23 protein-coding genes are annotated in these 26,290 nt (G+C 71.8%); 15 read left to right on the top strand and 8 right to left on the bottom strand.

The annotated features are described in order from the left end of the window. Positions 1 to 228 precede the first annotated feature (228 nt). Positions 229 to 912: a S1 family peptidase gene (locus tag AC3CF1_RS20440; RefSeq protein ID WP_088950943.1), complete on the top strand. Its 684-nt coding sequence runs from the start codon at positions 229 to 231 to the stop codon at positions 910 to 912. 24 nt (positions 913 to 936) lie between these two features. Beyond that, entirely contained in the window at positions 937 to 1,500 is a 564-nt protein-coding gene (locus AC3CF1_RS20435) for a YbjQ family protein (protein ID WP_354982115.1), read from the top strand. A gap of 121 nt (positions 1,501 to 1,621) precedes the next feature. Here AC3CF1_RS20435 and purB read toward each other — a convergent pair whose 3' ends face one another. Next, a complete protein-coding gene (purB, locus tag AC3CF1_RS20430) occupies positions 1,622 to 3,046 on the bottom strand; it encodes an adenylosuccinate lyase (protein WP_488451053.1) in 1,425 nt (474 codons plus the stop codon). Between the two features lie 68 nt (positions 3,047 to 3,114). Next, complete coding sequence (locus tag AC3CF1_RS20425) at positions 3,115 to 4,407, bottom strand: acetyl-CoA C-acetyltransferase (RefSeq protein ID WP_088950941.1); 1,293 nt, start codon at positions 4,405 to 4,407, stop codon at positions 3,115 to 3,117. A gap of 55 nt (positions 4,408 to 4,462) precedes the next feature. On the opposite strand from AC3CF1_RS20425, the gene AC3CF1_RS20420 reads away from it, so the two are divergent. From AC3CF1_RS20420 to AC3CF1_RS20390, 7 genes are all read left to right on the top strand, one after another. Then, entirely contained in the window at positions 4,463 to 5,827 is a 1,365-nt protein-coding gene (locus AC3CF1_RS20420) for a 3-oxoacyl-ACP reductase (protein WP_488451052.1), read from the top strand. Between the two features lie 80 nt (positions 5,828 to 5,907). After that, on the top strand, positions 5,908 to 6,783 hold the full coding sequence (locus tag AC3CF1_RS20415; protein ID WP_488452110.1) for a MaoC/PaaZ C-terminal domain-containing protein: 876 nt from the start codon (positions 5,908 to 5,910) through the stop codon (positions 6,781 to 6,783). Positions 6,784 to 6,863: 80 nt separating this feature from the next. Continuing rightward, positions 6,864 to 7,616 (top strand): NUDIX hydrolase, encoded by a 753-nt coding sequence (locus AC3CF1_RS20410; protein WP_488451051.1) that lies wholly within the window; start codon positions 6,864 to 6,866, stop codon positions 7,614 to 7,616. After that, entirely contained in the window at positions 7,613 to 8,587 is a 975-nt protein-coding gene (locus AC3CF1_RS20405; protein ID WP_354982118.1) for a protein kinase family protein, read from the top strand. Before AC3CF1_RS20410 ends, AC3CF1_RS20405 begins: the two co-directional genes overlap by 4 nt. 11 nt (positions 8,588 to 8,598) lie before the next feature. Beyond that, complete coding sequence (locus AC3CF1_RS20400) at positions 8,599 to 9,558, top strand: hypothetical protein (protein ID WP_088950937.1); 960 nt, start codon at positions 8,599 to 8,601, stop codon at positions 9,556 to 9,558. Continuing rightward, on the top strand, positions 9,555 to 10,814 hold the full coding sequence (locus tag AC3CF1_RS20395) for an adenylosuccinate synthetase (RefSeq protein WP_488451050.1): 1,260 nt from the start codon (positions 9,555 to 9,557) through the stop codon (positions 10,812 to 10,814). The genes AC3CF1_RS20400 and AC3CF1_RS20395 overlap by 4 nt, the downstream gene beginning before the upstream one ends. Positions 10,815 to 10,884: 70 nt before the next feature. After that, positions 10,885 to 11,502 (top strand): DedA family protein, encoded by a 618-nt coding sequence (locus AC3CF1_RS20390; RefSeq protein WP_488451049.1) that lies wholly within the window; start codon positions 10,885 to 10,887, stop codon positions 11,500 to 11,502. A 157-nt stretch (positions 11,503 to 11,659) separates the two neighbouring features. On the opposite strand, the gene AC3CF1_RS20385 is transcribed toward AC3CF1_RS20390, so the two are convergent. After that, the gene (locus AC3CF1_RS20385) at positions 11,660 to 12,298 is read right to left on the bottom strand and encodes a TetR/AcrR family transcriptional regulator (protein WP_088950934.1); all 639 of its coding nucleotides are present in this window, start codon (positions 12,296 to 12,298) and stop codon (positions 11,660 to 11,662) included. Between the two features lie 68 nt (positions 12,299 to 12,366). Here AC3CF1_RS20385 and AC3CF1_RS20380 point away from each other — a divergent pair, with 68 nt between their 5' ends. The 3 genes from AC3CF1_RS20380 (at position 12,367) to AC3CF1_RS20370 (ending at position 15,794) form a co-directional block, all read left to right on the top strand. Beyond that, positions 12,367 to 12,819: an SCP2 sterol-binding domain-containing protein gene (locus AC3CF1_RS20380; RefSeq protein WP_354982121.1), complete on the top strand. Its 453-nt coding sequence runs from the start codon at positions 12,367 to 12,369 to the stop codon at positions 12,817 to 12,819. Between the two features lies 1 nt (position 12,820). Next, complete coding sequence (locus AC3CF1_RS20375; protein ID WP_327647896.1) at positions 12,821 to 14,035, top strand: acyl-CoA dehydrogenase family protein; 1,215 nt, start codon at positions 12,821 to 12,823, stop codon at positions 14,033 to 14,035. Positions 14,036 to 14,231: 196 nt separating this feature from the next. Further along, complete coding sequence (locus tag AC3CF1_RS20370; protein ID WP_488451048.1) at positions 14,232 to 15,794, top strand: AMP-binding protein; 1,563 nt, start codon at positions 14,232 to 14,234, stop codon at positions 15,792 to 15,794. 31 nt (positions 15,795 to 15,825) lie between these two features. On the opposite strand, the gene purD is transcribed toward AC3CF1_RS20370, so the two are convergent. The 3 genes from purD to AC3CF1_RS20355 form a co-directional block, all read right to left on the bottom strand. Next, entirely contained in the window at positions 15,826 to 17,076 is a 1,251-nt protein-coding gene (gene purD / locus AC3CF1_RS20365; RefSeq protein ID WP_330464480.1) for a phosphoribosylamine--glycine ligase, read from the bottom strand. 100 nt (positions 17,077 to 17,176) lie between these two features. Continuing rightward, positions 17,177 to 18,106, bottom strand: a complete 930-nt coding sequence (locus tag AC3CF1_RS20360) for a type IV toxin-antitoxin system AbiEi family antitoxin (RefSeq protein ID WP_488451047.1) — start codon at positions 18,104 to 18,106, stop codon at positions 17,177 to 17,179. A gap of 167 nt (positions 18,107 to 18,273) precedes the next feature. Further along, positions 18,274 to 19,563 carry an adenylosuccinate synthase gene (locus AC3CF1_RS20355; protein WP_088950929.1) on the bottom strand — a complete coding sequence of 430 codons (1,290 nt, stop codon included), beginning with the start codon at positions 19,561 to 19,563 and terminating at the stop codon, positions 18,274 to 18,276. A 124-nt stretch (positions 19,564 to 19,687) separates the two neighbouring features. Between AC3CF1_RS20355 and AC3CF1_RS20350 the strand changes: the two genes are divergently transcribed. Then, on the top strand, positions 19,688 to 20,806 hold the full coding sequence (locus AC3CF1_RS20350) for a diacylglycerol kinase family protein (protein WP_488451046.1): 1,119 nt from the start codon (positions 19,688 to 19,690) through the stop codon (positions 20,804 to 20,806). A gap of 93 nt (positions 20,807 to 20,899) precedes the next feature. Beyond that, positions 20,900 to 23,173: a MinD/ParA family ATP-binding protein gene (locus AC3CF1_RS20345; RefSeq protein ID WP_488451045.1), complete on the top strand. Its 2,274-nt coding sequence runs from the start codon at positions 20,900 to 20,902 to the stop codon at positions 23,171 to 23,173. Positions 23,174 to 23,218: 45 nt separating this feature from the next. On the opposite strand, the gene AC3CF1_RS20340 is transcribed toward AC3CF1_RS20345, so the two are convergent. After that, positions 23,219 to 23,647 (bottom strand): DUF3151 domain-containing protein, encoded by a 429-nt coding sequence (locus AC3CF1_RS20340; RefSeq protein WP_088950926.1) that lies wholly within the window; start codon positions 23,645 to 23,647, stop codon positions 23,219 to 23,221. Positions 23,648 to 23,895: 248 nt separating this feature from the next. Here AC3CF1_RS20340 and AC3CF1_RS20335 point away from each other — a divergent pair, with 248 nt between their 5' ends. Next, positions 23,896 to 25,089 carry an LOG family protein gene (locus AC3CF1_RS20335; protein ID WP_354982130.1) on the top strand — a complete coding sequence of 398 codons (1,194 nt, stop codon included), beginning with the start codon at positions 23,896 to 23,898 and terminating at the stop codon, positions 25,087 to 25,089. A 51-nt stretch (positions 25,090 to 25,140) separates the two neighbouring features. On the opposite strand, the gene fbaA is transcribed toward AC3CF1_RS20335, so the two are convergent. After that, on the bottom strand, positions 25,141 to 26,166 hold the full coding sequence (gene fbaA, locus AC3CF1_RS20330) for a class II fructose-bisphosphate aldolase (RefSeq protein ID WP_488451044.1): 1,026 nt from the start codon (positions 26,164 to 26,166) through the stop codon (positions 25,141 to 25,143). Between the last annotated feature and the right edge of the window lie 124 nt (positions 26,167 to 26,290).

Below are 26,290 nucleotides of genomic sequence, written 5' to 3'. Positions count from 1 at the left end.
CGCTCTGAGCGGCTCCACAGGCGGGGCAGGTGGCCTCAGCAGGGCATACACGGCGCAACGGGAGGCCGAATCGTTACATCGGCGATCCTCGATCAGGTCCTTGATAACGGCCGGCTCGAGCCCTACTGTACATCGACGTAAGTCGATTCAGGCGGCAGAGGGGACCTCCCGCTGTCGCCCATCCACACCCGGCGACCCCGGGTCCGCCCCGCCCAAGGAGTCCACCCGATGCGCATCCGCCCCCTGCTCGCCGTACTCAGCATCGCGCTGGTCGGCGCCCTCGGCACCGCGTCCGGCGCGTCCGCCGCCCCGCCCGGCCCGCAACCCATCATCGGCGGCACCACCGTCTCGTCCGCCCCCTGGGCGGCGGCGGTCATGAGCAACGGCTCGTTCACCTGCTCCGGCAGCGTGATCTCCCCGCAATGGGTGCTCACCGCCCGGCACTGCATCAGCGGCACCATGTCCGTCCGGGTCGGCAGCGTGTACCGCTCCTCCGGCGGCGTCACCCGTACGGTCAGCGCCACCTACACCCGCAACGACCTCGCCCTCATGCGACTCTCCAGCACCGTCAGCACCTCGACGGTCAGCCTGGCCAGCAGCAACCCGCCCCTCAACTCGACGAACTCGATCTACGGCTGGGGCATGACCTGCTACAGCGGTTGCTCCGCGTCGAGCCAGCTGAAGACCGCCACCGTGCGGGTGACCAGCAACAGCGTCACCGACGCGTACGGCGGGCAGGCGATCCGGAGCACCGAGATCAGCGGCAACGCGTGGCGGGGCGACTCGGGTGGCCCGCAGTTCTACAACGGCCAGCAGGTCGGCGTCGCCTCCACCGCCGACGGGCAGAGCATCCAGAACTACGGCAGCGTTGCGTACAACCGGGCCTGGATCACCTCGGTGGCCGGTGTCTGACGGTTAACGCCCGCTGCGGCGCGGATGGTCGGCGGCGTGCCGGCCGTCCGCGCCGCGTCGTTTTGCAGCATCCGATCAGGTGAACAATGCACCCGATCGGGTCACGCCACTCCTGACAGCATCGGAAACGTGCTGGTCGTGACGACAGAGCAACTGCCCGGCTACGAGATCCGCCAGATTCTCGGTGAGGTGGTGTCATCGATGGCCAGGACGCGCAACCCGTACCGCGAGGGGGTCAAGAACCTGCGCGGTGGCGCGTACGACCCGATGGCTCCGGACAACCTGACCCGGTGGCGCACCGACTCGGTGGCCCGGCTCGGCGAGGAGGCCCTGCGGCTCGGGGCGAACGCGGTGATCGGCATGCGGTTCGACAGCCGGGACTGCGGTGAGATGTGGATGGAGATCTGCGCGTACGGGACGGCCGTGGTCGTCGTGCCCAAGATGCCCGAGGTCATGCCGGCCGACCAGCCAGTGGTCGCCGCGGAGACCGCGGAGGTAGCGGGCTTCACCGAGTCGCCCGGCGGCATCGCCGAACCGGCCAGCGCACCCAACCTCAGAACCGCCGCCGAAACCCCAACCGGCGAATAACCCCACCCCAGGCCCCACCTCAGTCCTGTTAATCATGAAGTTGTTGCCCGCCACATCGGCGTGTCATGGCAATAACTTCATGATCAACGGACGGCAGGGGTGGGGTGGGGTGGGGGTGGGTTTAGAGGATTGGGGGCGGGCTGTAGGTGGCGGCTTCCGGGTGGGTTTCGACCACCTTGGTGATGCGGCTGGTTACCGCTGCCACCTGGGCGGCGGCGGCGCCGACGAAGGCGGAGCGGTCGGCGACCAGGGTGTCGATGTCGGCGCGGGACAGGCCGAGTCGGCCGTCCGCCGCCAGGCGGTCGAACAGGTCGTTCTCCGGCGAGCCCTTTTCGCGCATCGCCAGGGCCACAGCGACCGCGTGCTCCTTGATCACCTCGTGCGCGACCTCGCGGCCGACGCCACGCCGGACCGCCGCCACCAGGATCTTCGTGGTGGCCAGGAACGGCAGGAACCGCTCCAGCTCCCGGTTGATCACCGCCGGGTACGCGCCGAACTCGTCGAGCACTGTCAGGAACGTCTGGAACAGCCCGTCGGCGGCGAAGAACGCGTCCGGCAGGGCCACCCGGCGGACCACCGAGCACGACACGTCGCCCTCGTTCCACTGGTCGCCGGCCAGCTCGCCGACCATCGACAGGTAACCCCGGATGATCACCGCGAAGCCGTTCACCCGCTCCGAAGAGCGGGTGTTCATCTTGTGCGGCATCGCGCTGGAGCCGACCTGGCCCGGCTTGAAGCCCTCGGTCGCCAGCTCCTGACCGACCATCAGTCGGATCGTGGTGGCCAGCGACGACGGCGCGGCGGCGGTCTGGGCCAGTGCGGCCAGCACGTCGAAGTCCAGTGAGCGCGGGTAGACCTGCCCGACGCTGTTCAGTACGCGGGAGAAGCCCAGGTGCTCGGCGACGCGCCGCTCCAGCTCGGCCACCTTGTCGGCGTCGCCGTCGAAGAGGTCCAGCTGGTCGGCGGCAGTGCCGACCGGACCCTTGATCCCCCGCAGCGGGTAGCGGGCGATCAGGTCCTCCAGCCGCTCGTACGCGATCAGCAGCTCCTCCGCCGCCGACGCGAAGCGCTTGCCCAGCGTGGTGGCCTGCGCCGCCACGTTGTGGGAACGGCCGGTCATGACCAGGTCGCTGTGCTCGTACGCGAGGAAGGCGAGCCGGGCCAGGGTGGCCACGACGCGGTCCCGGATCAGCTCCAGCGAGGCGAGCACCTGGAGCTGCTCGACGTTCTCGGTGAGATCCCGAGAGGTCATGCCCTTGTGCACGTGCTCGTGCCCGGCGAGCGCGCTGAACTCCTCGATCCGGGCCTTCACGTCATGCCGGGTGACCCGCTCCCGCTCCGCGATCGAAGCGAGGTCGACCTGGTCGAGCACCCGCTCGTACGCCTCGACCACACCGTCCGGCACCGCGACGCCCAGATCCCGCTGGGCGCGCAGCACGGCGAGCCAGAGCCGCCGCTCCATCCGGACCTTCTCCTCCGGAGACCAGAGGGCGACCAATTCGGGCGAGGCGTACCGGTTGGCCAGCACGTTGGGGATCGTCGTCACGTACCTCATTGTCCCGCACCCACCGGTCGACACCTGGACCGGGCCGGGGCTGTCCGGGGCTGCCGCCGTCAACGCTCCAGGATGGCGGTCACACCCTGACCACCGGCCGCGCAGATGGAGATCAGCCCGCGTCCGCTGCCCCGCTCGGCCAGCAGCTTGGCCAGGGTCGCCACGATCCGCCCGCCGGTGGCGGCGAACGGGTGCCCGGCGGCCAGCGACGAGCCGTTGACGTTGAGCCGGTCGGTGTCGATCGCGCCCAGCGGCGCGTCCAGGCCGAGCCGGTCCTTGCAGAACTCCGGCGACTCCCAGGCGGCGAGGGTGGCCAGCACCTGGGACGCGAACGCCTCGTGGATCTCGTAGTAGTCGAAATCCTGCAACGTCAGACCGGCACGGGCCAGCATCCGGGGCACCGCGTACGCGGGGGCCATCAACAGCCCCTCGTCGCCGTGCACGAAGTCCACCGCTGCCGTCTCCGACCAGCTGAACCAGGCCAGCACCGGCAGGTTGTGCGCGGCCGCCCACTCCTCGCTGGCGAGCAGCACTGTGGATGCCCCGTCGGTGAGCGGTGACGAGTTGCCGGCGGTCATGGTGGCCTGCTCGGCGTCCGGGCCGCGGGTGCCGAAGACCGGCTTGAGCGAGCCGAGCTTCTCCACGCTGGTGTCCGGGCGCAGGTTCGCGTCGCGGGTCAGCCCCAGGTACGGCGTCATCAGGTCGTCGAAGAAACCCCTGTCGTACGCGGCGGCGAGCCGCTGGTGCGAGCGCAGGGCCAGCTCGTCCTGGGATCGCCTGTCGATCTGCCAGCGCACCGCGGTGCGGGCAGCGTGGTCGCCCATGGACAGGCCGGTGCGGGGTTCGGCGTTGCGCGGGATCTCCGGCTTGAACGGCTGGAGTGGGCGCAGCTTCGCCGCGACCTTGAGCCGTTCGCCCAGCGTGCGGGCCGAGTTGAGCTTGAGCAGCGTGCGGCGCATCTCCTCGTTGACCGCGAGCGGCGCGTCGGAGGTGGTGTCGACACCGCCGGCGATGCCCACGTCGAGTTGACCGAGGGCGATCTTGTTGGCGACGAGGATCGCCGCCTCCAGGCCGGTGCCGCAGGCCTGCTGGATGTCGTACGCCGGGGTGTGCGGGTCGAGCCGGGAGCCGAGGACCACCTCGCGGGTGAGGTTGAAGTCGCGGGAGTGCTTGAGCACCGCGCCGGTCACCACCTCACCGACGCGCTGCCCGGCCAGCCCGTACCGGGCGATCAGGCCGTCCAGCGCGGCGCCGAGCAGGTCGGCGTTCGACGCGTCCGCGTAGCGCGAGTTGGAACGGGCGAAGGGGATGCGGTTGCCCCCGATGACCGCGACCCTCCGGATGCTCTGCACGATCCGCCTCCTCGACATGTGTTGCTCGAACCCTACTCGCCAGTAGGCTACGCCCATGACCGACAGGTACGCGAGCTTCGTCCAATCGGCTGCCGGCCGCACGCTGGTCAAGCGCCTCGGGCTGCCCGACCCGCCCCGACTGCGCCGGCACTCTCCCGGCGACCCGCTGCTGCCCGGGCCGGCCCTGCTCGGCACGGCCACCGGCGGCCTGCTCGCCGAGCCAGTCGCCAGGATCCTCACCGCCGCCGGGGTCGAGCTGGCCGACCCGGCCGCCGACACCGCCCCCGGCGACAACCCACGGCGGTACGGCGCACTGCTCTTCGACGCAACCGGGATCATCGACTCGACCGAGCTGCGCCAGCTCTACGACTTCTTCCACCCGCAGGCCCGGGCCATGCTGCCCGGCGGTCGGGTGATCGTGCTGGGCACCCCACCGCAGGAGTGCCCGATGCCCCGCGAGGCGACCGCCCAGCGTGCCCTGGAAGGGCTGGTGCGCAGCATCGGCAAGGAGTTCGGCCGGGGCACCACCGCCCAACTCGTCTACGTGACCCGCGCCGAGAACGGCGTCCTCACCAGCCTCGAGTCGACGCTCCGATTCCTGCTGTCCGGGCGGTCCGCGTACGTCTCGGGTCAGGTGATCCGGGTCGGCGCCGGCGAGGCGACCGCCCCGGCCGACTGGGACCGCCCACTGGACGGGCAGGTCGTGCTGGTCACCGGCGCCGCCCGGGGCATCGGCGCGGCGCTGGCCCGGGTGCTCGCCCGCGACGGCGCACAGGTGGTGGCACTGGACATCCCGGCCGCCGGTGACGCGCTGGCCGCGGTGACGAACGACATCGGCGGTACGGCGGTGCAACTCGACCTGACCGCACCGGACGCACCGACCCGGCTCGCCGATCACCTGGCCGGCCGACACGGCCGGGTCGACGTGGTGGTGCACAACGCCGGCATCACCCGGGACAAGACGCTCGGCCGGATGGACGCCGACCAGTGGGACCAGGTCATCGACGTCAACCTCTCCAGCCAGGAACGGATCAACGACATGCTGCTGGGGCGGGGGCTCATCCCGACCGGCGGGCGAATCGTCTCGGTCTCCTCGATCGCCGGAATCGCCGGCAACCGGGGGCAGACCAACTACGCCACCAGCAAGGCCGGTGTGATCGGCCTGGTCGACTCGCTCGCCCCGGCTCTGCGTGGGCGGGGGATCAGCGTCAACGCGGTGGCCCCCGGCTTCATCGAGACCCGGCTGACCGCGCGTATCCCGCTGGTGGTCCGCGAGGCGGGCCGGCGGATGAACAGCCTGGCCCAGGGCGGGCTTCCGGTGGACGTGGCGGAGACGATCGGCTGGTTGGCCTGGCCGGCCAGCGGTGCGGTCAGCGGAAACGTGGTCCGGGTCTGCGGCCAGAGCCTGCTGGGGGCGTGATGGGCACGCGGAGGCAGCCGGACGACGACCTCTCCCTGCACGAGCTGATCGACGGCCCGACGGAGACACTGTCGGCGGAGATGCGGGCCGCGGCACTCCGGCCGGAGCCCGCCGGCCGTGACCGGGTCGAACTGCCTCGGATGCCGGCGGCCGGGGCGCTCTACCGTCGGGCGTTGCTCGGCGCGCTGCCCGGTCCGGGCGGCGGGCGGCGCGGCCCCGGCGTGCCGGGCGTCGAGTTGGCAGTGGGCGGGGTGAGCGTCGACCGGGCGCATCTGGCCGCCTACGACCGGGTCTGCGGGTTCCGGCTCACCGATCGCCTGCCGGGCACGTTTCCGCACGTCATGGGCTTCCCGCTGACCCTGCGGCTGATGACCGCGACGGGGTTCCCCTTTCCACTGATCGGTCTGGTGCACATCGGCAACCGGATCACCGTGCACCGCCCGATCACCGCCGACGAGACCCTCGACTTCACGACGTACGCGGAGAACCTGCGCCCGCACGACCGGGGGCGGCAGGTGGACGTGGTGCTGGTCGGCTCGGTCGCCGGCGAGAAGGTCTGGGAGGGTGTCTCGACGTACCTGGGTCGGGAGCGCAAGTCTGGCGGGGGCGACCGGAGTGGACACTCCGAGGCGCCGGCCGGCACGTCCCGCTGGCGGGTGGAGCCCCGGGTCGGCACGGAGTACGCGCGGGTGTCCGGGGACCACAACCCGATCCACACGTCCCGGCTCGGAGCGCGGCTCTTCGGCTTCCACCGGCCGATCGCGCACGGCATGTGGAGCAAGGCGCGCTGCCTGGCCGCACTTGAGAACCGGCTGCCGGACGCCTACACCGTCGAGGTCGCCTTCAAGCTTCCCGTCCCGCTTCCGAGCACTGTGAGCTTCGCTCTCCTGCCGGACGGCGGGTTCGCCCTGCACGACTCGCGCGGCCGACCGCACCTGGCAGGTCTGGTGCGCTGACGGGCACCCCTCTTGGCAGGGGCGCTCGCATGCGCTAGGTTGTTCTCACAGCGAGATGTTCTCAGAATGAGAGAGACGCGATGAACGAGCAGGAGTTCCTGGCCGCGTACGACCCCCGGGCCTATCCGTCAGTTGCCGTGACAGTCGACGTGGTGGCGCTGACCATCCGCGACGACGCGCTGCACCTGCTGCTGATCCGGCGCGGCCAGGCACCCTTCGAGGGGCACTGGGCGCTGCCCGGTGGGTTCGTCCAACCCGACGAGGACCTGACCGCTGGCGCCCGGCGCGAGCTGGCCGAGGAGACCGGGCTCGGCGGCGAGGGGCTGCGCCGCGTACACCTGGAGCAGTTGGGCAGCTACGGCGCGCCCGACCGCGACCCGCGGATGCGCGTCGTCTCGATCGCCCACCTCGCGTTCGCCCCCGACCTGCCGGACCCGGCCGCCGGCACCGACGCCGACGAGGCGATCTGGCTGCCGGTGACCGCGCTGACCAGCCGGCAGCTCGCCTTCGACCACGACCGGATCATCGACGACGCGCTGGAACGGGCCCGGTCCAAGCTGGAATACACGCCGCTCGCCACGCGCTTCCTCGCCGCCGAGTTCACGATCAGCGAGCTGCGCGCCGTCTACGAAACGGTGTGGGGTCACCCGCTGCACGCCGGCAACTTCCACCGCAAGGTGCTCTCCGTGCCGGGCTTCGTGGAGAGCACCGGCGCCAGCACCGAGCGCGGTGGCGCCCGCGGCGGCCCCCGCGCCCGGCTCTACCGCGCCGGCGACGCCCGACTGCTGCACCCGGCTCTGCTGCGCCCCGCCCGCGAGGAGACGGTGCGATGAGGACGGCCACGGCCATCGATTTGGTCGCGGCGGCCCGCACCGACGCCGACCTGTTCGGCACGGACCAGCCGGCCCGGCGTTACCGCGAGCTGGTCGCGGCCCTGCACCCCGACCGCCTGCCGGCCGACCCGGCGGTACGCGCCGAGGCAGTCGACGCGTTCATCCACGTCACCACCCGGTGGCAGGCCCGGCAGGTCACCGTTCTCGGCGACTACCGGCTCCGCGCGCCGGCCCACTCGGGTGACCTGGCCGACCTCTACGACGTCGGCGACGGCCGGCTGCTCAAGCTCCCCCGGCGGCCCGCCGACAACGACCTGATGGCCCGTGAGGCACACGCCCTGCACACCATCGCCGAGCGCGGCGACCCGCGCTACCTGCCGTACGTGCCCCGGCTCGTCGACGAGTTCCCGCACCGCGACGCCGCGACCGGCGCCGAACGGCGGATCAACGTGCTCGCCACCGCGCCCGGCCTGCACGACCTCGACGAGGTGCGGCGCGCGTACCCCGACGGGTTGGACGCCCGCGACGTCGCCTGGATGTGGCGGCGGCTGCTGGTGGCGCTCGGCCTGGCCCACAGCGCCGGCATCGTGCACGGCGCGGTCCTGCCGCGACACGTGCTGATCGAGCCGGCCGCCCACGGCGTGGTGCTCATCGACTGGTGCTTCTCCGCCCCGATCGGCGGCACGATCCCGGCAATGGTGCCCGGCCACGACGACGCGTGGTACCCGGAGGAGGTCCCCCGGAAGCGGCAGTGCGGCCCGGGCACCGACATCGCGATGGCCAGCCGCTGCATGAGCTGGCTGATGGGGTCACGCGCGCCCCGCGAACTGCACGCCTTCGCGCAGGGTTGCCGGCAGCGGTCGCTGGACGCCCGACCCGACGACGCCTGGCGCCTGCTGCGCGAATTCGACCAGGTGCTGGACCGGCTCTACGGGCCACGCACCTTCCGACCCTTCACCCTCACCCCCTAAGGAGAGCTGTCATGGGCAGTGGAATCTGGTCCACCGACGTGTACGACGCCGCCGACCGCTACCGCCGGTCCACCGGCAAGAGCGCCTTCTCCTACAGCGACAGCGGGGCGCGCACCGTGCACACCGCGCTCGACCCCCGCGACGGGATGCGCGAGAGCCGCGACTCCGACGAGCACCCCCGGTCGACGCCCGTCGCCGTGCTCTTCGACGTGACCGGCTCGATGCTCAAGGTGCCGCGTGTCCTGCAGACCAAGCTGCCGCAACTGCTCGGGCTGCTGCAACGGCAGGGGTACGCCAGCGACCCGCAGATCATGTTCGGCGCGATCGGCGACGCCACCTGCGACCGGGTGCCGTTGCAGGTGGGCCAGTTCGAGTCGGACAACCGGATGGACGACGACCTCGGCCGGATCGTCCTCGAAGGCGGGGGCGGCGGGCAGATGAGCGAGTCGTACGAGCTGGCCATGTACTTCATGGCCCGGCACACCGCCACCGACAACTGGGAGAAGCGCGGCCGGCGCGGCTACCTGTTCATCATCGGCGACGAGCTGGCGTACCCCCAGGTGAAGGCCCGGGAGGTGGCCCGTCTGATGGGCGACGACCTGACCGAGGACGTGCCGCTGCGGCAGATCTTCGACGAGGTGACCCGCCGCTGGGACACCTACTTCCTGCTCCCCGCCGGCAGCCACTACGCCGGCAACGCCAAGGTGCTCGACTTCTGGCGGGGCCTGCTCGGGCAGAACGCCGTGGTGCTCGACGACCTCGACGCCGTCTGCGAGACCATCGCGCTCACCATCGGCCTCGGCGAGCAGGCCATCGACCTGGACGAGGGCCTGCGCCACCTGGACCACGCCGGTTCCAGCGCCACCGGCACCGTCTCGAAGGCACTGGCCCGCCTCGGCCGGGGACGGCGGGCCGAGGTGTCGACGCTGCCCGCGTTCACCGACACCACCGGTGGGGTGACCCGGCTGTGAGGCACGTGGCGGTGGTCGACCTCGGCTACGGGGACGCCGGCAAGGGCACGGTGGTGGACTGGCTCTGCGCCACCCGGCCCGTGCACACGGTGGTCCGCTTCAACGGGGGCGCGCAGGCGGCGCACAACGTCGTGCTGCGCGACGGGCGGCACCACACGTTCGCGCAGTTCGGCGCCGGCACGTTCCATCCCGGTGTCCGTACGCACCTGTCGCGGCACGTCGTGGTGGATCCGCTGGCGCTGGCCGCCGAGGCCGACCATCTCGCCATGGTCGGGGTGACCGACGCGCTCGACCGACTCACCGTCGACTCCGACGCGCTGCTCGCCACCCCGTACCACCGGGCCGCCAACCAGTCCCGGGAGATCGCCCGGGGAGCCGACCGGCACGGCTCCTGCGGGCTGGGGGTGGGCGAGACCGTTGCGTACGGTCTCGCCCACCCGGACGACGCGCCCCGGGTCGCCGACTGCCGCAGCCCAACGCTGCTGCGTCGCCGGTTGACCGCCCTGCGGGAGCGGCTGACCGCAGAGCTCGGCCCACTGGACGCGCCACCGGTCGAGGACTGCCTGCCCGCGTTCGCCGGGTTCGCTGGGCGGGTCGCGATCGTCGACGGGAGCTGGCTCACCGGGGCGTTGCGCTCGGGGACCTGCGTCTTCGAGGGCGCGCAGGGGGTGCTGCTCGACGAGTGGCACGGCTTCCACCCGTACACGACGTGGAGCACCACCACGTTCGCCAACGCCGACAGTCTGCTCGCCGAGGCGGGCCAGCCCCGCGCGACCAGGATCGGGGTGCTCCGGCTGGTCACCACCCGGCACGGGGCGGGCCCGCTGGTGACCGAGGACCCGACCCTGCCGCTGGCCGATCCACACAACCCGACGAACCCGTGGCAGGGCCGGTTCCGGTTCGGCCACTTCGACGCGGTCGCCCACCGGTACGCCCTCGCCGTGGCCGGTGGGGTCGACGGCCTGGCCCTGACCCACCTCGACCTCGCCGGCCCCGAACTACGGATCTGCCGCCGCTACGACACCACCGACCGGCTCACCCCGGGCCCACCCGGTGGCCTGGACCGGCAGGCCGCGCTCACCGCCCGCCTGCTGCGCTCCCGCCCGCTCTACGACGACCCGCCGACGGACTGGGCGGAGGCGGTGTCCGCAGAGCTGGACGCACCGGTGGTGCTGACCTCGCACGGCCCCACCGCCGACGACAAGACCCCGCACGGTCCGCTGCTCGCCCCGCCCGCCCTGGTCCGCGCGGCCTGACGCCCGGGACCGGAGGAGGTGATCCGCCGACTCGGCCACCGGGCGGGTCGCACCCGGCGAGCATGGGGGCATGGACTCCGCGCTCGACCTGCTCCGACAGCTGGTCACCTCACCATGGGTGTACCTGCTGATCTTCGGGCTCACGGCGGTCGACGCGTTCTTCCCGGCCGTACCCGGCGAGGCGGCCGTCATCACCGCCGCCGTGCTTTCCACCAGCGGCAACCCCAACCTGGCGCCGGTGATCGTCGCCGCCGCCGTGGGCGCCTGCGTCGGCGACCACGTGTCGTACGCCATCGGGCGTGGTGGTGGCGCGAACCGGCTCGCCGGGTTTCCCGACGGCAGCCGCCGACAGGCCAGCTCCGAGTGGGCCCGGCGCGCGCTGAACCGGCGCGGCGGGCTGATCCTGACCACCTCCCGCTACCTGCCGGGCGGCCGGACCGCGGTCACCCTCACCATGGGCGCGGTGCGGTATCCCCGCCGGTCGTTCCTTCTCTACGACGCGATCGCGACGGTCACCTGGGCCCTGTACTGCGGGCTGCTCGGCTACTTCGGTGGGCTGGCCTTCGAGCGCCACCCCGTCAAGGGCGTCCTCGCTGGGATCGGCCTCTCGGTGATCATCACGCTGGGCATCGAGGGCGTCCGGTGGCTGCGGCACCGGGCGCACCGCCGGGCGGCCGCCCGCCACTGACCGGGCCGGACCACCCTGCCACCCGTCACGGCAGGTCAGCGTCGTGCACCAGGATGGCCAGCTGCACACGGTCGCCCGCCTGGAGTTTCGCCAGCGTCCGACCGACGGCCGGCGCCGGTGACCGCGCCGCTGGGTCGGACCCCGGTGCGGTGACCGGTCAGTCGACCGGTGGGCGCCAGGTCGCTCCGTGCAGGAGCTGGGCGGCGCCGAGCCAGGCCACGTTCATCATCCGGGTGGCCGTCTTCTCCGGGTCGGCGTCCGGGTGGTCCGCGAGCCAGTCGGCCAGCGACTCGGTCGCGCCGACCAGGGCGTACGCGACGACTTCCAGGTCGACGGCGGTGATCTCACGGCCCTCGGCTCGCAGCGCGTGGTCGAGCATCCCGGCGACCACCTCGACCAGCCGAGCCCGCATCGCGGCCAGCTCCCCGGCGAACGGCTGCTCGCCCCGGGCCTGCCGGTAGAGCACCGCCCAGCCGTCCCGGTATGCGCCCACGAAGCCGAAGAACGCCCTCAGCCCACGCCAGAGCCGCTCGTCGGCCGGCAGGTCGGGGGCGGCGGCTCCCGCGATGGCCTGCATCATCCGGGTGCCCTCCCGGTGCAGGCAGGCGACGAAGAGCTCCTCCTTGGTGCCGAGGTACGCGTACACCATGGGCTTGGAGATGCCGGCGTCCTCCGCGATCTCGTCCATGCTGGCGGCGTGGAAGCCGCGACGGGAGAAGACCTTCACGGCCGCGTCGAGCATTTGCTGCTCGCGGACGGCGCGTGGCAGGCGCTTGAAGGCGGGGACGGTGGACACCTTGCGAGCATACCTACTCGTGCGTAGGGTTACGCACGAGTAGCCAAATCTTCCGGAAGGCACACCTGATGACTGACTTCGACCCGGCCACCTTCGCCAACGTCGGCCCCAAGGAGTTCGCCCAGCTGGTCAAGTCCACCCCGGACGACAAGATCGCTCAGGTGATGTCCGGTGACATGCGCGACAAGGTCCTGGGCGAGGTGTTCGGCCGGATGCCGTCGCTGTTCCGCGCGGACCGGGCCGGCTCGACCAACGCGGTCATCCACTGGATCATCACCGGTCGCCCCGACGGCGGCAGCGACACCTACGAGGTGGTCATCGCCGACGGCGCGTGCGCCGTGAACGAGACCCCGCAGCACGACCCGAAGCTGAGCCTCACCATGGGGCCGGTCGAGTTCCTGAAGATCGTCTCCGGTGGCGCCAACCCGGTGATGATGTTCATGACCGGCAAGCTGAAGGCAAAGGGCGACCTCGGCCTCGCCGCCAACATCGCCAACCTGTTCGACATCCCCAAGGCCTGACATGGCTGAGTTCTCGCTTGACCTGAATGAGGAACAGCGGGATCTACGCGACTGGGTGCACGGCTTCGCCGCCGAGGTCGTGCGCCCGGCCGCCGCCGAGTGGGACGAGCGCGAGGACACCCCGTGGCCGGTGATCCAGGAAGCCGCCAAGGTCGGCCTCTACGGCTTCGAGTTCCTCGCCACCTGCTGGGCCGACCCGACCGGGCTCTCCCTGCCGATCGCCAGCGAGGAACTCTTCTGGGGTGACGCCGGCATCGGCCTCTCCATCTTCGGCACCTCACTCGCCGTCGCCGCCATCTACGGCGCCGGCACCCCCGACCAGATGGTCGAGTGGGTGCCACAGTGCTTCGGCGACGTCGACTCACCGGCCGTCGCCGCGTTCTGCACCAGCGAACCCGAGGCCGGCTCCGACGTCGGCGCGATGCGCACCCGGGCCGTCTACGACGAGGCCACCGACGAGTGGGTGCTCAACGGCCAGAAGGCGTACGCCACCAACGGTGGGATCGCCGGCGTGCACGTGGTCACCGCCTCCGTCGACCCGACACTCGGCTCCCGAGGCCAGGCGGCGTTCGTCGTACCGCCGGGCACCCCCGGCCTGGCCGCCACCCGCAAGCTGCGCAAACTCGGCCTCCGAGCGTCACACACCGCCGACGTCTTCCTCGACGACGTACGGGTGCCCGGCCGCTGCCTGCTCGGCGGGCGGGACGCCCTGCTGGAACGCCTCGACCGGGCCCGCTCCGGTCAGCGGGTCACCGGACAGGCCGCGATGCGCACGTTCGAGCTGTCCCGACCCACGGTCGGCGCGCAGGCGCTCGGCGTGGCCCGGGCCGCCTACGAGTACGCCCTGGACTACGCGAAGGACCGGGTCCAGTTCGGACGGCCCATCATCGAGAACCAGGCGGTCGCGTTCGCGCTGGCCGACATGCGGATGGAAATCGACGCGGCACGGCTGCTCGTCTGGCGCGCCTCGTGGATGGGCCGCAACAACCGCCCGTTCACCGCGGGCGAGGGCTCGATGTCCAAGCTCAAGGCCGGCGAGGTGGCGGTGTCGGTCACCGAGAAGGCGGTGCAGTTGCTCGGCGGGGCCGGCTTCCTGCGCGACCACCCGGTCGAGCGCTGGTACCGGGACGCCAAGATCTACACCATCTTCGAGGGCACCTCGGAAATCCAACGACTGGTGATCTCCCGGGCGATCTCCGGGATGCAGATCCGCTGACCGCCGTCGGCCCGGCGCCTCCTCAAGGCGGGTCGGGCCGACGGTGGCCCGGACTCCACGATCTGTGCCGTCTTCGTCACCCCGCGCCGACGCCAACTGGGCCTTCAGCCGCCCCCAGTGCATGATCAAGGAAGAAGCCCTGATGGACGGGCAGGCCACTGCCCCGTCCGCGCACCACCCCTAGGAGGTCTGCGGCATGGACCTGCCGTTCACCGTCGCCACCCTGACCCGTCGCGGACTGCTCACCCCCGGCAACCCGGTCCGAGTCGCCGCGCAACTCAACGCCCTGCGTACCTGGGGGTGGAGCCTGGCTGGCGAATTGCGCCAGGCGGCCGCCCGGGATCCCGGCCGGACGGCGGTCGTCGACGAGGACGGCGTCGAGCTGACCTACCACGACCTGCTCGACCGGGCCGAACGGATGGCCAGGTCGATGCGGGCCGGGCACGGCGTGCAGACCGGCGACCGGATCGGCGTGCTCTGCCGCAACCACCACGGGCTGATCGAGACGATCGTCGCCGCCACCCTGCTCGGCGTCGACGCGGTGCTGGTCAACACCGGGCTCTCCGCGGCCCAGCTCGGCACCATCGCCGAGGAGCAACAGCTGCGACTGCTGGTGCACGACGACGAGTTCGCCGAGCGGGTCCTCGGACTCCCCGCCGAGCTGCCGCGGCTCGACGAACGCGCCCGCGAGGAGCTGGTGGCCGGCGCGCTGCCGGGCGAACTGCGCCCGCCGGAGCAGGACGGCCGGATCATCGTGCTCACATCCGGCACCACCGGTACGCCCAAGGGCGCCCGTCGTCGCACGCCGAAAGGCTTCGGCCCACTGGTGTCCATCATCGGCCGCATCCCGCTGCACACCAGGACCCGGGTGATGATCGCCGCACCGATCTTCCACACCTGGGGATTCGCCGCCCTCCAGGTCTGCCTGGCCCTGCGGGCCACCATCGTGCTGCACCGACGCTTTGACCCGGCCGCCACACTCGCCGCCCTGACCGCCAACCGCTGCGACGCGCTGTTCGCCGTACCCGTGATGGTGCAGCGACTGATGGAGGTGCCCCCGCCGGACCCGCGCCCCCCACTCAAGGTCGTCGCCGTCAGCGGCTCCGCCCTGCCCGGCGGACTGGCACCGAAGTTCATGGATGCCTATGGCGACGTCCTGTACAACCTCTACGGCTCCACCGAGGTGTCCTGGGCGTCCATCGCCGGCCCGCAGGACCTGCGCCAGGCACCCACCACCGCCGGTCGGCCGCCGCACGGCACCCGGCTGGAAATGCTCGACGAGGACGGCCAGCCAGTGCCGACCGGACGGGTCGGGCGGATCTTCGTCGGCAACGAGATGCTCTTCGAGGGCTACACCTCCGGCACCAGCCGGGAAACCCGCGACGGTCTGCTCGACACCGGCGACCTCGGCCGGCTCAACGCCGACGGGCTGCTCTTCGTCGACGGACGGGCCGACGACATGATCGTCTCCGGTGGTGAGAACGTCTTCCCCTCCGAAGTGGAGGATCTGCTCGCCCAACTGCCGCAGGTCCGCGAAGTGGCCGTGATCGGCGTACCCGACCCCGAGTACGGCCAGCGTCTGTCCGCGTTCCTCGCCCTGCACCCCGACGAGACGCTCGATCCCGATGCGGTACGCGAGTATGTCCGGCGCTATCTCGCGCGCTTCAGCGTCCCCCGGGACGTGATCTTCGTGAAATACCTGCCCCGAAACGCCACCGGCAAGGTGCTCACCCGCGAACTGCGCCGCTACTTCGGCTGAGGTGCCGCCCAGCCGTCGGCCCGGCGGCTGCTCACCCCGGGATCGTGATCCGGCCGTCGATGGCGGCGGCGGCAATGTCGGTGCGGTGCTGCGAGCCGGCCAACTCCACCCCGTCCACCAGCGCGTACGCGGCGTCCCGCGCGGCGGCCAGGTCGGAGCCGGTGGCCGTACCGCAGAGGACCCTGCCGCCGGCGGAGAGCAACGCGCCGTCGCTGGCCCGGCGGGCGGTGCCCGCGTGGATGATGCCCGGCCGGTCCGCGCCGGTGATGACGTCGCCGGTACGCGGCGCGGCCGGATAGCCAGCGGAGGCGAGCACCACGGTGACAGCGCTGCCGTCCCGCCATCGCAGCGGCGGATGCTCGGCCAGCGTGCCGGTGGCCGACGCGTGCAGCAGCCCGCCCAGCGGGGTCTCCAGCAACGCGAGCACCACCTGGGTCTCCGGGTCACCGAAGCGCGCGTTGAACTCGATCACCCGGGGGCCGGCGGCGGTGATCGCGAGCCCGACGTAGAGCAGACCAGCGAACGGGGTGCCCCGGCGGCGCATCTCCGCGAGCGTCGGGTGGACCACGTCGCGCATGACGTCGTCGACCAGGCCGGGAGGTGCCCAGGCCAGCGGCGCGTACGCCCCCATGCCACCGGTGTTCGGCCCCGTGTCCCCGTCGCCGAGGCGCTTGAAGTCCTGAGCTGGCAGCAGCGGCAGCGCCGCCTCACCGTCGGTCACCACGAAGAGGCTGACCTCCGGGCCGTCGAGGAACTCCTCGACCACGACCCGTCCACACTCGTTCGCGTGGGCCAACGCGGCGGACCGGTCGTCGGTCACCACCACGCCCTTGCCTGCGGCGAGCCCGTCGTCCTTCACCACGTACGGGGCACCGAACTCGTCCAGCGCCCGAGCGGTGCTCTCCTCGTCCGTGCAGACGTACGCCCGAGCGGTCGGTACGCCGGCGGCGGTCATCACGTCCTTGGCGAACGCCTTGGAGCCCTCCAGCTGCGCGGCAGCACCGGATGGACCGAAGACGGCGATCCCCTTGGCGCGGACAGCATCGGCAACCCCGGCGACCAGCGGCGCCTCCGGCCCGATCACCACCAGGTCAGCGGCAGTCTCCACGGCCAGCGCCGCCACGGCGTCCGGATCGGAAGCGTTCACCGTCCGCAGCTCAGCCACCGAGGCGATCCCCGGATTGCCAGGTGCGGCAACAACCGCGGAAACAGCCGGATCCGCCACCAACCCGAGGGCGAGCGCATGCTCCCGCCCACCACCACCAACCAAAAGAACCCGCACGACCGAGATCCTACTGTCCCCCACCCGAACCCCGGTCGACCGCCGTCGATCATGAAGTTATTGCTCACCGTCCCGGCGTGTCTCGGCGATAACTTCATGGTCAACGGCGCCGGGCAGCGGCGATCGCCTGCCGAACCGTCCACGGGATGTAGTCGGGGCGGAGGGTGTCCTGCCAGGTGAAGCGGAGGACGGTCCAGCCGGCATTGACCAGACGGTTCTGCCGGCGGCGGTCGGCGAATGCAGCTTCGGGAACGTCATGCGGACCGCGGCCGTCGGCCTCGGCGATGATCCGGGGCCCACGCCAGCCGAGATCGCCAATGCCGAGCAGATAGCCGTCGTCGTCGCGGACCTCGAGTTGCAACGCGTCTGGCGCAACCCTGCCGTCGACGCAGCGGAGGCGGGCACGCGTCTCGAGCGGCGACTGCGCCCGTCCGTCCGTTTCGCCGAGATAGCCACGCGCGGCGATCGCACCCCGCCGTCCCCGTACGAGGCGCGGGATGGCGAGCAGGTCATTCGGGGCCACGAGGCGCCGGTTCACCGCCGAGTCCAACACGCTGACCGCCGAGTAACGATCAGCCCGCAGACAGAGGTCGGCGAGGGTGCGCAGTGGCTCTGTAGCAGTGATCCCATCCACTCGAACGAGGTGCTCGGGCGGGATGACCAACTGGTGGACCACCACCTGTGGATGTGCGGATCGAACCGGCCGGACGGCCGGGCCCGGCATCGACAGATGAATCAACTCGGTGGCCGGCATTCCGGCCAGTCCGTGCAGCTCAGCCGCTGTTGAGAGCACTGCGGTGGCCGCCGGACCAAAGGAGGCCATCGCCGCTCTGATCCGCGCCCGTCGAGGCACGCCGTCATACAGGTCGGCGTCCACGAGGTAGCTTCCCCGCGCCACGGCGCGCCAGCGCCCGGAGCGGCAGAACCGCTGCACCTCATACGTGCTCAAGCCGGCAGCTCGCGCCTGTTTGATCGTCACGATGCCGTTCCGAGCGGCCGAAATCCGCCGCACAACGTCCAGAGCGTCCACCCAGCCACCCTGGCCGACCAACAAGCCGGGGGCACCCCCCTGTGGACAACCACCGAGCCCCTGTGGATAACCCGCAGCTAGCCCCCGTTGACCATGAAGTTATTGCCATGACACGCCGGGCAGGACAGCAATAACTTCATGATCAACCAAGCAAGGACCCTGGGCGGTTAGGGGAGGAGGGGGTGGAGGACCACGTTTTCGTCTCGGCCTGGGCCTACGCCTACGACGCTCACCTTGGCGTTGCAGAGTTCCTCTACCCGGGCGATGTAGCGGCGGGCATTCTCCGGCAGGTCGGCGGCCGTCCGCGCCTTGGTGATGTCTTCCCACCAGCCGTCGAGCTCCTCGTAGACGGGCTTGGCGTGGTGGAAGTCCGTCTGGCTCATCGGCATGTCGTCGACCCGGACGCCGTTGATCTCGTAGCCGACGCAGATCGGCACCTTGGGCATGCCGGTGAGCACGTCCAGCTTGGTGATGACCAGGTCGGTGACACCGTTGAGGCGGCAGGCGTACCGGGCCACGACCGCGTCGAACCACCCGCACCGGCGCTCCCGCCCGGTGGTCGTGCCGTACTCCGCGCCGATCTTGCGCAGGTGGTCACCGTTGGCGTCGAACAACTCGGTCGGGAACGGTCCCGCGCCGACCCGGGTGGTGTACGCCTTGCTCACCGCGATGACCTTGCTGATCGCGGTCGGCGGGATGCCGGCACCCACGCAGGCACCACCGGCGGTCGGGTTCGACGAGGTGACGAAGGGGTACGTGCCGTGGTCCATGTCGAGCATGGTGGCCTGGGCACCCTCCAGCAGGACCGTCTCGTCGCGGTCCAGCGCGTCCCAGAGCATCGCCCGGGTCTCCGCGATGTACGGCTTGAGCCGCTCCGCGTACGCCAGGTACTCCTCGACGGTCGCCTCAAGGTCGATCGCCTTGCGGTTGTAGACCTTGAACAGGATCTGGTTCTTCTCGCGCAGCGCGAGTTCCAGCTTCTTGCGCAGGATGCCCGGGTCGAGCAGGTCCTGCAGGCGGATGCCGATCCGGGCGACCTTGTCGCCGTACGCGGGGCCGATGCCCCGGCCGGTGGTGCCGATCCGGGACGAGCCGAGGTAGCGCTCGATCACCCGGTCCAGCGCCCGGTGGTGCGGCATGATCAGGTGCGCGTCACCGGAGATCCGCAGTCGGGACACGTCGACGCCACGCTCGGCCAGGCCGTCGATCTCGGCGAGCAGCACCTTCGGGTCGACCACCACACCGTTGCCGATGACGATCATCGCGTTCGGCGAGAGCGCTCCGGACGGCATCAGGTGCAGCGCGTACTTCTGGCCGTCCGGGGTGATCACCGTGTGGCCGGCGTTGTTGCCGCCGGAGTAGCGCACGACGTAGTCGACCCGCTCACCCAGCAGGTCGGTAACCTTGCCCTTGCCCTCGTCGCCCCACTGAGCGCCGAGGAGCACGATCGCTGGCATCTTTTCCGCCTCCAGAAGGCTCGGGTGCCAGGTGGCGACCGGTTGGCGAGCCCGGGGTGTCAGGTTAACAAGTAATGACGGCGCGGCCGGCAGGGGTCGCGTCGAGAGGCAGGAGGCTCCTTCCGTGTACGACGTGGTGCTGCTCACCCTCGGTTCGGAGCGGGACGCTCCCGGGGGCTGTGGCAGCGGCGGGGCCTGCTGCGGCGGTGCGGCCGAGACCGCCACCGACCCGACGAGCCAGACCGACAACGGCCAGACCGACACCAGCTCGACGAGCCAGACCGAGACCGGCCAGACCGACACCGACCAGGCCGACGCCAGTCAGTCACCCCGGGCTGAGGCCGGCGGTGACACCGAGCGGTGCGCCACCGAGCGGCCACGGGTGCCGGTGCTGGCCTGTGCCGACGCGCTGAACGCCCGAGGCGCCCGGGTGGAGATGGTCACCGCCCGCTCGGACGCGGAGATCGACGCGGTGCTGGCGCGGCTCGACGGGCCGGTCCGCCCGGACGGGCTCACCTGGCCGGACCCGGACGGCAAGACCCGGCTGGTCGTCGCGACGGCCAACGACGGGCAGTTGCGCGCCGTGCTGCGCCGGCTGGTCCGGCGGTACGCCCCGGCGCCGAGCAAGCGCCCCGCGGATCTGCCCGGCAACCGGACTCTGCCCGACCTGCCGCCGGTGGGCGTACTCCCGCTCGACCCGGCCCGTGGCGGCACCCACCGCGACCTGGCCGCGCAGCTCGGGCTGCCCCGTGACCCGGCGGTGGTGGCCGCCGCGGTGTTGGACGGCACGCCGCGCCGACTGGACCTGCTGCGCAACGACGGTGGTTCGGTGACGCTGGACGGTGCGTTGCTCGGTGCCGCCGACGACGCCGGGCGGCCGCTGCACTGGCGGGCTCGGGTGGAGGTCGACGACGCCATCCTCACCGACGGTGACGAGCCGCTGCTGGCCTGCGCGGTCGCCAACGCCGGCGGCTACGCGACGCTCGACGACGTCACGCTGCTGACCGCACCGGACCCGGCCGACGGCCAGGTCGAGGTCGCGGTTGCCGTGCCGGTGGTCGTCCGCTCGGCGTTCGGCCGCAAACGGGTACGCCTCGAAGTTCGGCGGGCCCGTGGCCGGGCGGTTTCGGTGCTGCCCAGGGAGGGGAAGGTGCCGTACCTCGACGATGGTGTCGAGGGCGAGCTGACCCGGAAGCGCTCCTGGTGGGTCGAGCCGGGCGCCTGGGCGGTCTGGTCGATCTGACGTCGACGGCGCGGAGCGGCCGACCTCGGCTGCGCCGCCCGCCCCTCGTGGGCGGATGCGCCTATCCTCGCAGGAGGACTGGGGAGGGCCCTAATGGACGAGAACGCCGACCGGGCGCAGGTGCACGGCCAGCAGCCGGTGCCAGAGCGGGACATCGAACCACTCTGGCCACCGGATCCGACCGACCGGGGCGCGGGGACCGTCGTACCGCCCTGGGCGGCGGTCGCCGAGCAGCGGGGCGCGCCGTCGTCGGCCGCCCCCGGGCCGGTTACGCCGCCGGTGGCGGCCCCGCCGATCAACCGGCCGCCGGTCCCCGGACAGCCCGGAGCTGCCCCGCTGCCGCCACCCTCGCCGTCCGACTACCCGTCGCTGAGCGGTGCCGTTCCGGCGCCCGGGGGTTGGGGCGCTGGCGGCCCGGCCGGCGGAGGGTCGGGCTGGGGGCCGCCGCAGCCGAGTTGGCCACCAGCGGCCGCTCCGACCGCCGCGGCGACGCCGCCCGGTCCACCGGCGACGGGCACGCCGCCGGCGATGGGCACGCCGCCAGCGGGCAACGCTCCGGCGAGCAACGGCGTCCCGGGCGGCACCGGGGTTCCTCCGGCACCGAACACCGCCTTCGGGCCGACGGACAGCCGACCCGAGGGGGCGAGCACCGCAGCCGGCGCGACGCAGGCGCAGCCAGGTGACCGCGGCACGGCCGCCGTCCCCGCCCCGCCGGTCAACCCGGGCGGTGTCGACCTGGACCTGCCGTTCACCCTGGACAACCCCACCGCAGGTGCCCCGTCTACCGGCCGCGCCACCGTGCCACAGCCCACCGGCCGCACCGCCGCGGCAGAGCCCACTGCCGCGGCCCCCGCCCCGGCAGAGCCCACCGGCCGCACCGCCGCGGGCCCCGCCCCGGCAGCTCCGGCGACGCCGGAGTCCGCGACGGCCGGACCAGCGCCGCAGGCTGGCGGGACCGGCGAGGACGGGCCCGCTGGTGGAGCGGCACGGCCGGCCAGCGAGTCGCCGTGGGCGTATCCGCCGCAACGGCCGGCCGGCGCAGCCGCACCGACCCACGACGAGGGCGCCACGGCGACGCCCCCGATCCCGGCCCCGCCGCAGCCGCACTCCGGCGTCCCGCAGGCCGGCCCCGGGCAGGCCGGTCAGTCTGGCCAGGCCGGCCAGGCCGTCCAGGCGTTCAACCCGGCGATTCCCGGTCAGGCCGGCCCGACGCCGATCCCGCCTCCGCCCGACCTGACGCAGTTCAGCAACCTGCCGCCGCAGGTTCCCCAGCAGGCCGCACCGCCCGGGCCGTTCCCGCCGTCCCCTGGCTGGTATCCCCCGCCGTGGCAGCAGGGCCCGCCCGGCGCACCTCCTGGTCAGCCTTACCAGGAGGCCGAGGGGGTGGCCCAGGTGCCGACCACCGGATACCCGGACGCGAGCTGGACGCCGGAGTCCACGGCGGTGCCGACCGCCGAGGACTTCAGCAAGCGTCGACAGGTCCGGCCCGCCGACCCGGTGGCGACCATGGGCGTACGCGCGGTGGTCAACAAGATGGGGCTGCTCCGGCTCTCTCCCGGGCGGCACGAGCAGGAGCTCAAGCGGGACATCGAGATGGTGCGCCGCAACTTCGGCGGGCTGCGGCAGGTGACCGTGGTCAACCCGAAGGGCGGTGCCGGTAAGACGGTGGCCATCCTGCTGCTCGCGATGACGTTCGGTCAGAAGCGCGGTGGCTACGTGCTGGCGTGGGACAACAACGAGACCCAGGGCACCCTGGGGATGCGCGCCCAGCAGGACTTCCACTCCCGCACTGTGCGGGACATGCTGCGTGACCTCGGGCAGTTCCAGGGCGCGCACGGGCGGGTCGGCGACCTGTCGCAGTACGTGCGCTCGCAGGGCGAGGGAATGTTCGACGTCCTGGCCTCGGACGAGTCGGCCACGGGCGGCGAGATGTTGACCGCGGCCGCGTTCGCCGAGATCCGCGAGGTGGTCAGCCGGTTCTACAAACTGATCTTCGTGGACACCGGCAACAACGTGCGGGCGCAGAACTGGCAGGCCTCGATGGACGCCACCGACCAGTTGGTGGTCACCATGTCGGCCCGTAACGACTCGGCGGAGACGGCCGCCCGAATGCTCGACCACCTGGAGCAGAGCGGCCGGCAACGGCTGGTCCGCCAGGCGGTGACTGTGGTGTCGATGCCGCCGTCCCGCAAGGAGATCGACCTGCCGGCCATCCAGGAGCACTTCGCGGCCCGCACCCGGGCGGTGCTGCTGGCCCCGTACGAGCGGCTCATCGACACGGGTGAGCCGATCCGGTACGGCGGGCTCTCCTCGGCCACCCGGGACGCCTGGCTCAAGATCGCCGCCGCGGTCGCCGAAGGGCTGTGAGCCTCCGACGGCCGGCCCGGTGTCGGGCCGGCCGTCGGATCGGGCTCAGTTGCTCGCGAGCGCGTCCGCCGCCGCCGGGTCGCAGTCACGCAGGAACTGGGCGCAGCGGGCTGCCTCGTCGGCCTCGCCGATCTCGTCCGCAGCTCGGGACAGCACGTAGAGGCAGCGGAGGAAGCCCCGGTTGGGCTCGTTCGACCACGGCACCGGGCCGTGCCCCTTCCACCCGCTGCGGCGCAGCTGGTCGAGGCCCCGGTGGTAGCCGGTGCGCGCGTAGGCGTACGCGGTCACGACCTGGCCCTGCGCGAAGGACCGGGCCGCGAGCTCCGCCCAGGCCGCGCTGTAGGTGGGAAAGCCGGCCGCCACGCTGGCGAACGCCTCATCGGTGCCGGCCTCCTCGGCGGCAGCCAGGGCGGCGTCGGCCTCGTTGTTCGCGGGCAGGCGGGTGGCCGGTGGCTCTGGCAAAAGGTTCTGCATCGCCCCATTCAACCCGCTGGACAGGGCGACACGCGAGCGGGTCGGCCGACACGTTCCGCTGAACGGCTGAGGAGTTGGTCACGCCTGCGGCCTATGCCGCTGCCAGGTGTTTTCCACTACAACTAATGGTCCGGAGCCTCCCCAGGAACCGGCAACGCAGGAGCCCGGTGGCCACGACCACCGGGCTCCTGTCGTTTCAACCCGGGCCCGAGGTTTGGCCGCACCCGCTGCGGGGGCAGGATGGCCGGGTGCCGACCCCACCTCCTGCGGACGTCATCGAGCCGCACCTGCACGCGGGCGAGATCCAGACCCGGGACGAGTTCGACCGCCAACTGGCCGCCGGCCGACTGAGCGGGCTGACCGTGCAGGGCCTGCGTCTCGACCTCGCACCGGTGCCCGACCTGACCGGCGTCGACGTCGCCGGCACCCTCTTCGTGGGCTGCCGCTTCGCGTCCCGGGACGTCGGCGCCGACCTGGTCCGACGCGGCGCCAACGTGGTGCCGCCGTTCTCGGGGCTGCCTTACCCGACCCAGCCGACACACCTCTACACCCCGGAGGAACTGGCTGAGGGGTTTGCCGAGGGTGGGTTCACCGGGATGTACGACACCCGGGTGTACGACCACTACCGGGCGCACGGCGGCGCGCTGCCGGACGTCAAGGAGGCGCTGGGTCAGCGGCTGCACGACCACGGCGTGGACAACGCGTTGACCGACGCCACCCGCGCCTGGCTGGCAGGGCACGGGCCGCAGTCGGTGGTGGGCATCATGGGTGGGCACGCGGTGCGGCGCGGCAGTCCCGCGTACCGGATGGCGGCAGTGCTGGGTTGGGAGCTGGCGCGGGCCGACCGCCTGGTGGTGACCGGCGGCGGTCCCGGGGTGATGGAGGCGGCGAACCTCGGCGCCTACCTGGCGGACCGGCCGGCGACCGACGTGACGGCGGCGATCGACCTGCTGGCCACCGCACCGGACTTCACCGACCACCACCTGTACACGGCCACCGCGCTGACGGTCCGGCAGCGGTACGCGAGCGTTCCCCGTCAGCGTGGCGACGACCTGGGCTGGGCGCGAGCCGGTGGACTGGCCATCCCGACCTGGCTGTACGGGCACGAGCCGGCGAACCTGTTCGCCGGGCGGATCGCCAAGTACTTCTCCAACGCGATCCGGGAGGACACCATCCTGCGACTCGCCCGGGGCGGCATCGTCTTCGCGCCGGGGCGGGCGGGCACGGTGCAGGAGGTGTTCCAGGCGGCCACCAAGACCTACTACGGCACCGACGGGGCCAGCGGCGCGTACATCTTCCTGGACCGCGCGTACTGGACGGTGGAGTTGCCGGTGGAGGCGCTGTTGCGTCCGCTGCTGGCCGCGTCCCCGTTCGGTGACCTGTCGGCGACGATCCACCTCACCGACGACGTACGCGAGGCCGTCCGCCTGCTCACCGCCTGAACGACGACGGCCGGCTCCCCCGAGGGGGAGCCGGCCGTCGGTGGTACGTCGTTACTTGGTCATCGTGGTGCCGGTGGAGCGAAGGTGCTCGCACGCCTCGACGACCCGGGCGGCCAGGCCAGCCTCGGCGACCTTGCCCCAGGCACGCGGGTCGTACTGCTTCTTGTTGCCGACCTCGCCGTCGATCTTCAGCACGCCGTCGTAGTTGCGCAGCATGTGGTCCACGACGGGCCGGGTGAAGGCGTACTGGGTGTCGGTGTCGATGTTCATCTTCACCACGCCGTAGTCCAGGGCCTCACGGATCTCGCTCAGCAGGGACCCCGAGCCGCCGTGGAAGACCAGGCTGAGCGGCTTGTCCTTGCCGTACTTGGCGCCGACGGCGTCCTGGATCTGCTTGAGGATCTCCGGACGCAGCTTGACGTTGCCCGGCTTGTAGACGCCGTGCACGTTGCCGAAGGTCAGCGCCGCCATGTAACGGCCCTTCTCGCCCAGGCCGAGCGCCTCGACCATGGCCAGGCCGTCATCGGTGGTGGTGTAGAGCTTGTCGTTGATGGCGTTCTCGACGCCATCCTCCTCGCCACCGACGACACCGACCTCGATCTCAAGGACGATCTTGGCCTTGGCGGCCTCGTCGAGGAGCTGGGCGGCGATCTCCAGGTTCTCCGCGACCGGCACGGCCGAACCGTCCCACATGTGCGACTGGTACAGCGGCTCCTCGCCGCGCTTCACCCGCTCCTGCGAGATGCCCATCAGCGGACGCACGAACCCGTCCAGCTTGTCCTTCGGGCAGTGGTCGGTGTGCAGGGCGATGTTCACCGAGTACTTCTTGGCGACCTCGTGCGCGTACGCGGCGAACGCCACCGCGCCGGTGACCATGTCCTTGATCGACGGGCCGGAGAGGTATTCGGCGCCACCGGTGGAGACCTGGATGATGCCGTCGCTCTCCGCGTCGGCGAAGCCCTTGAGCGCCGCGTTCAGCGTCTGGGAGGAGGTCACGTTGATCGCGGGGTACGCGTACCGGCCAGCCTTGGCGCGGTCCAGCATCTCCGCGTAAGCCTCGGGGGAAGCGATGGGCATGTTGACGCTCCTTACTTACCACTCTCGGCCGTGCTGGCCGCTGTTGTTCATTTGTGCGCCGGACCGCGCTGTCCTCCGCCCGGCAGTATCCCGTAGGTGAGGTGCGCCGGAACAACCGACCCGG

The sequence above is a fragment of the Micromonospora sp. MGP-C2 genome, assembly GCF_057766525.1.
The sequence above is the reverse complement of the archived record's forward strand: the minus strand, read 5'-3'. Positions and strand labels throughout refer to the sequence as shown.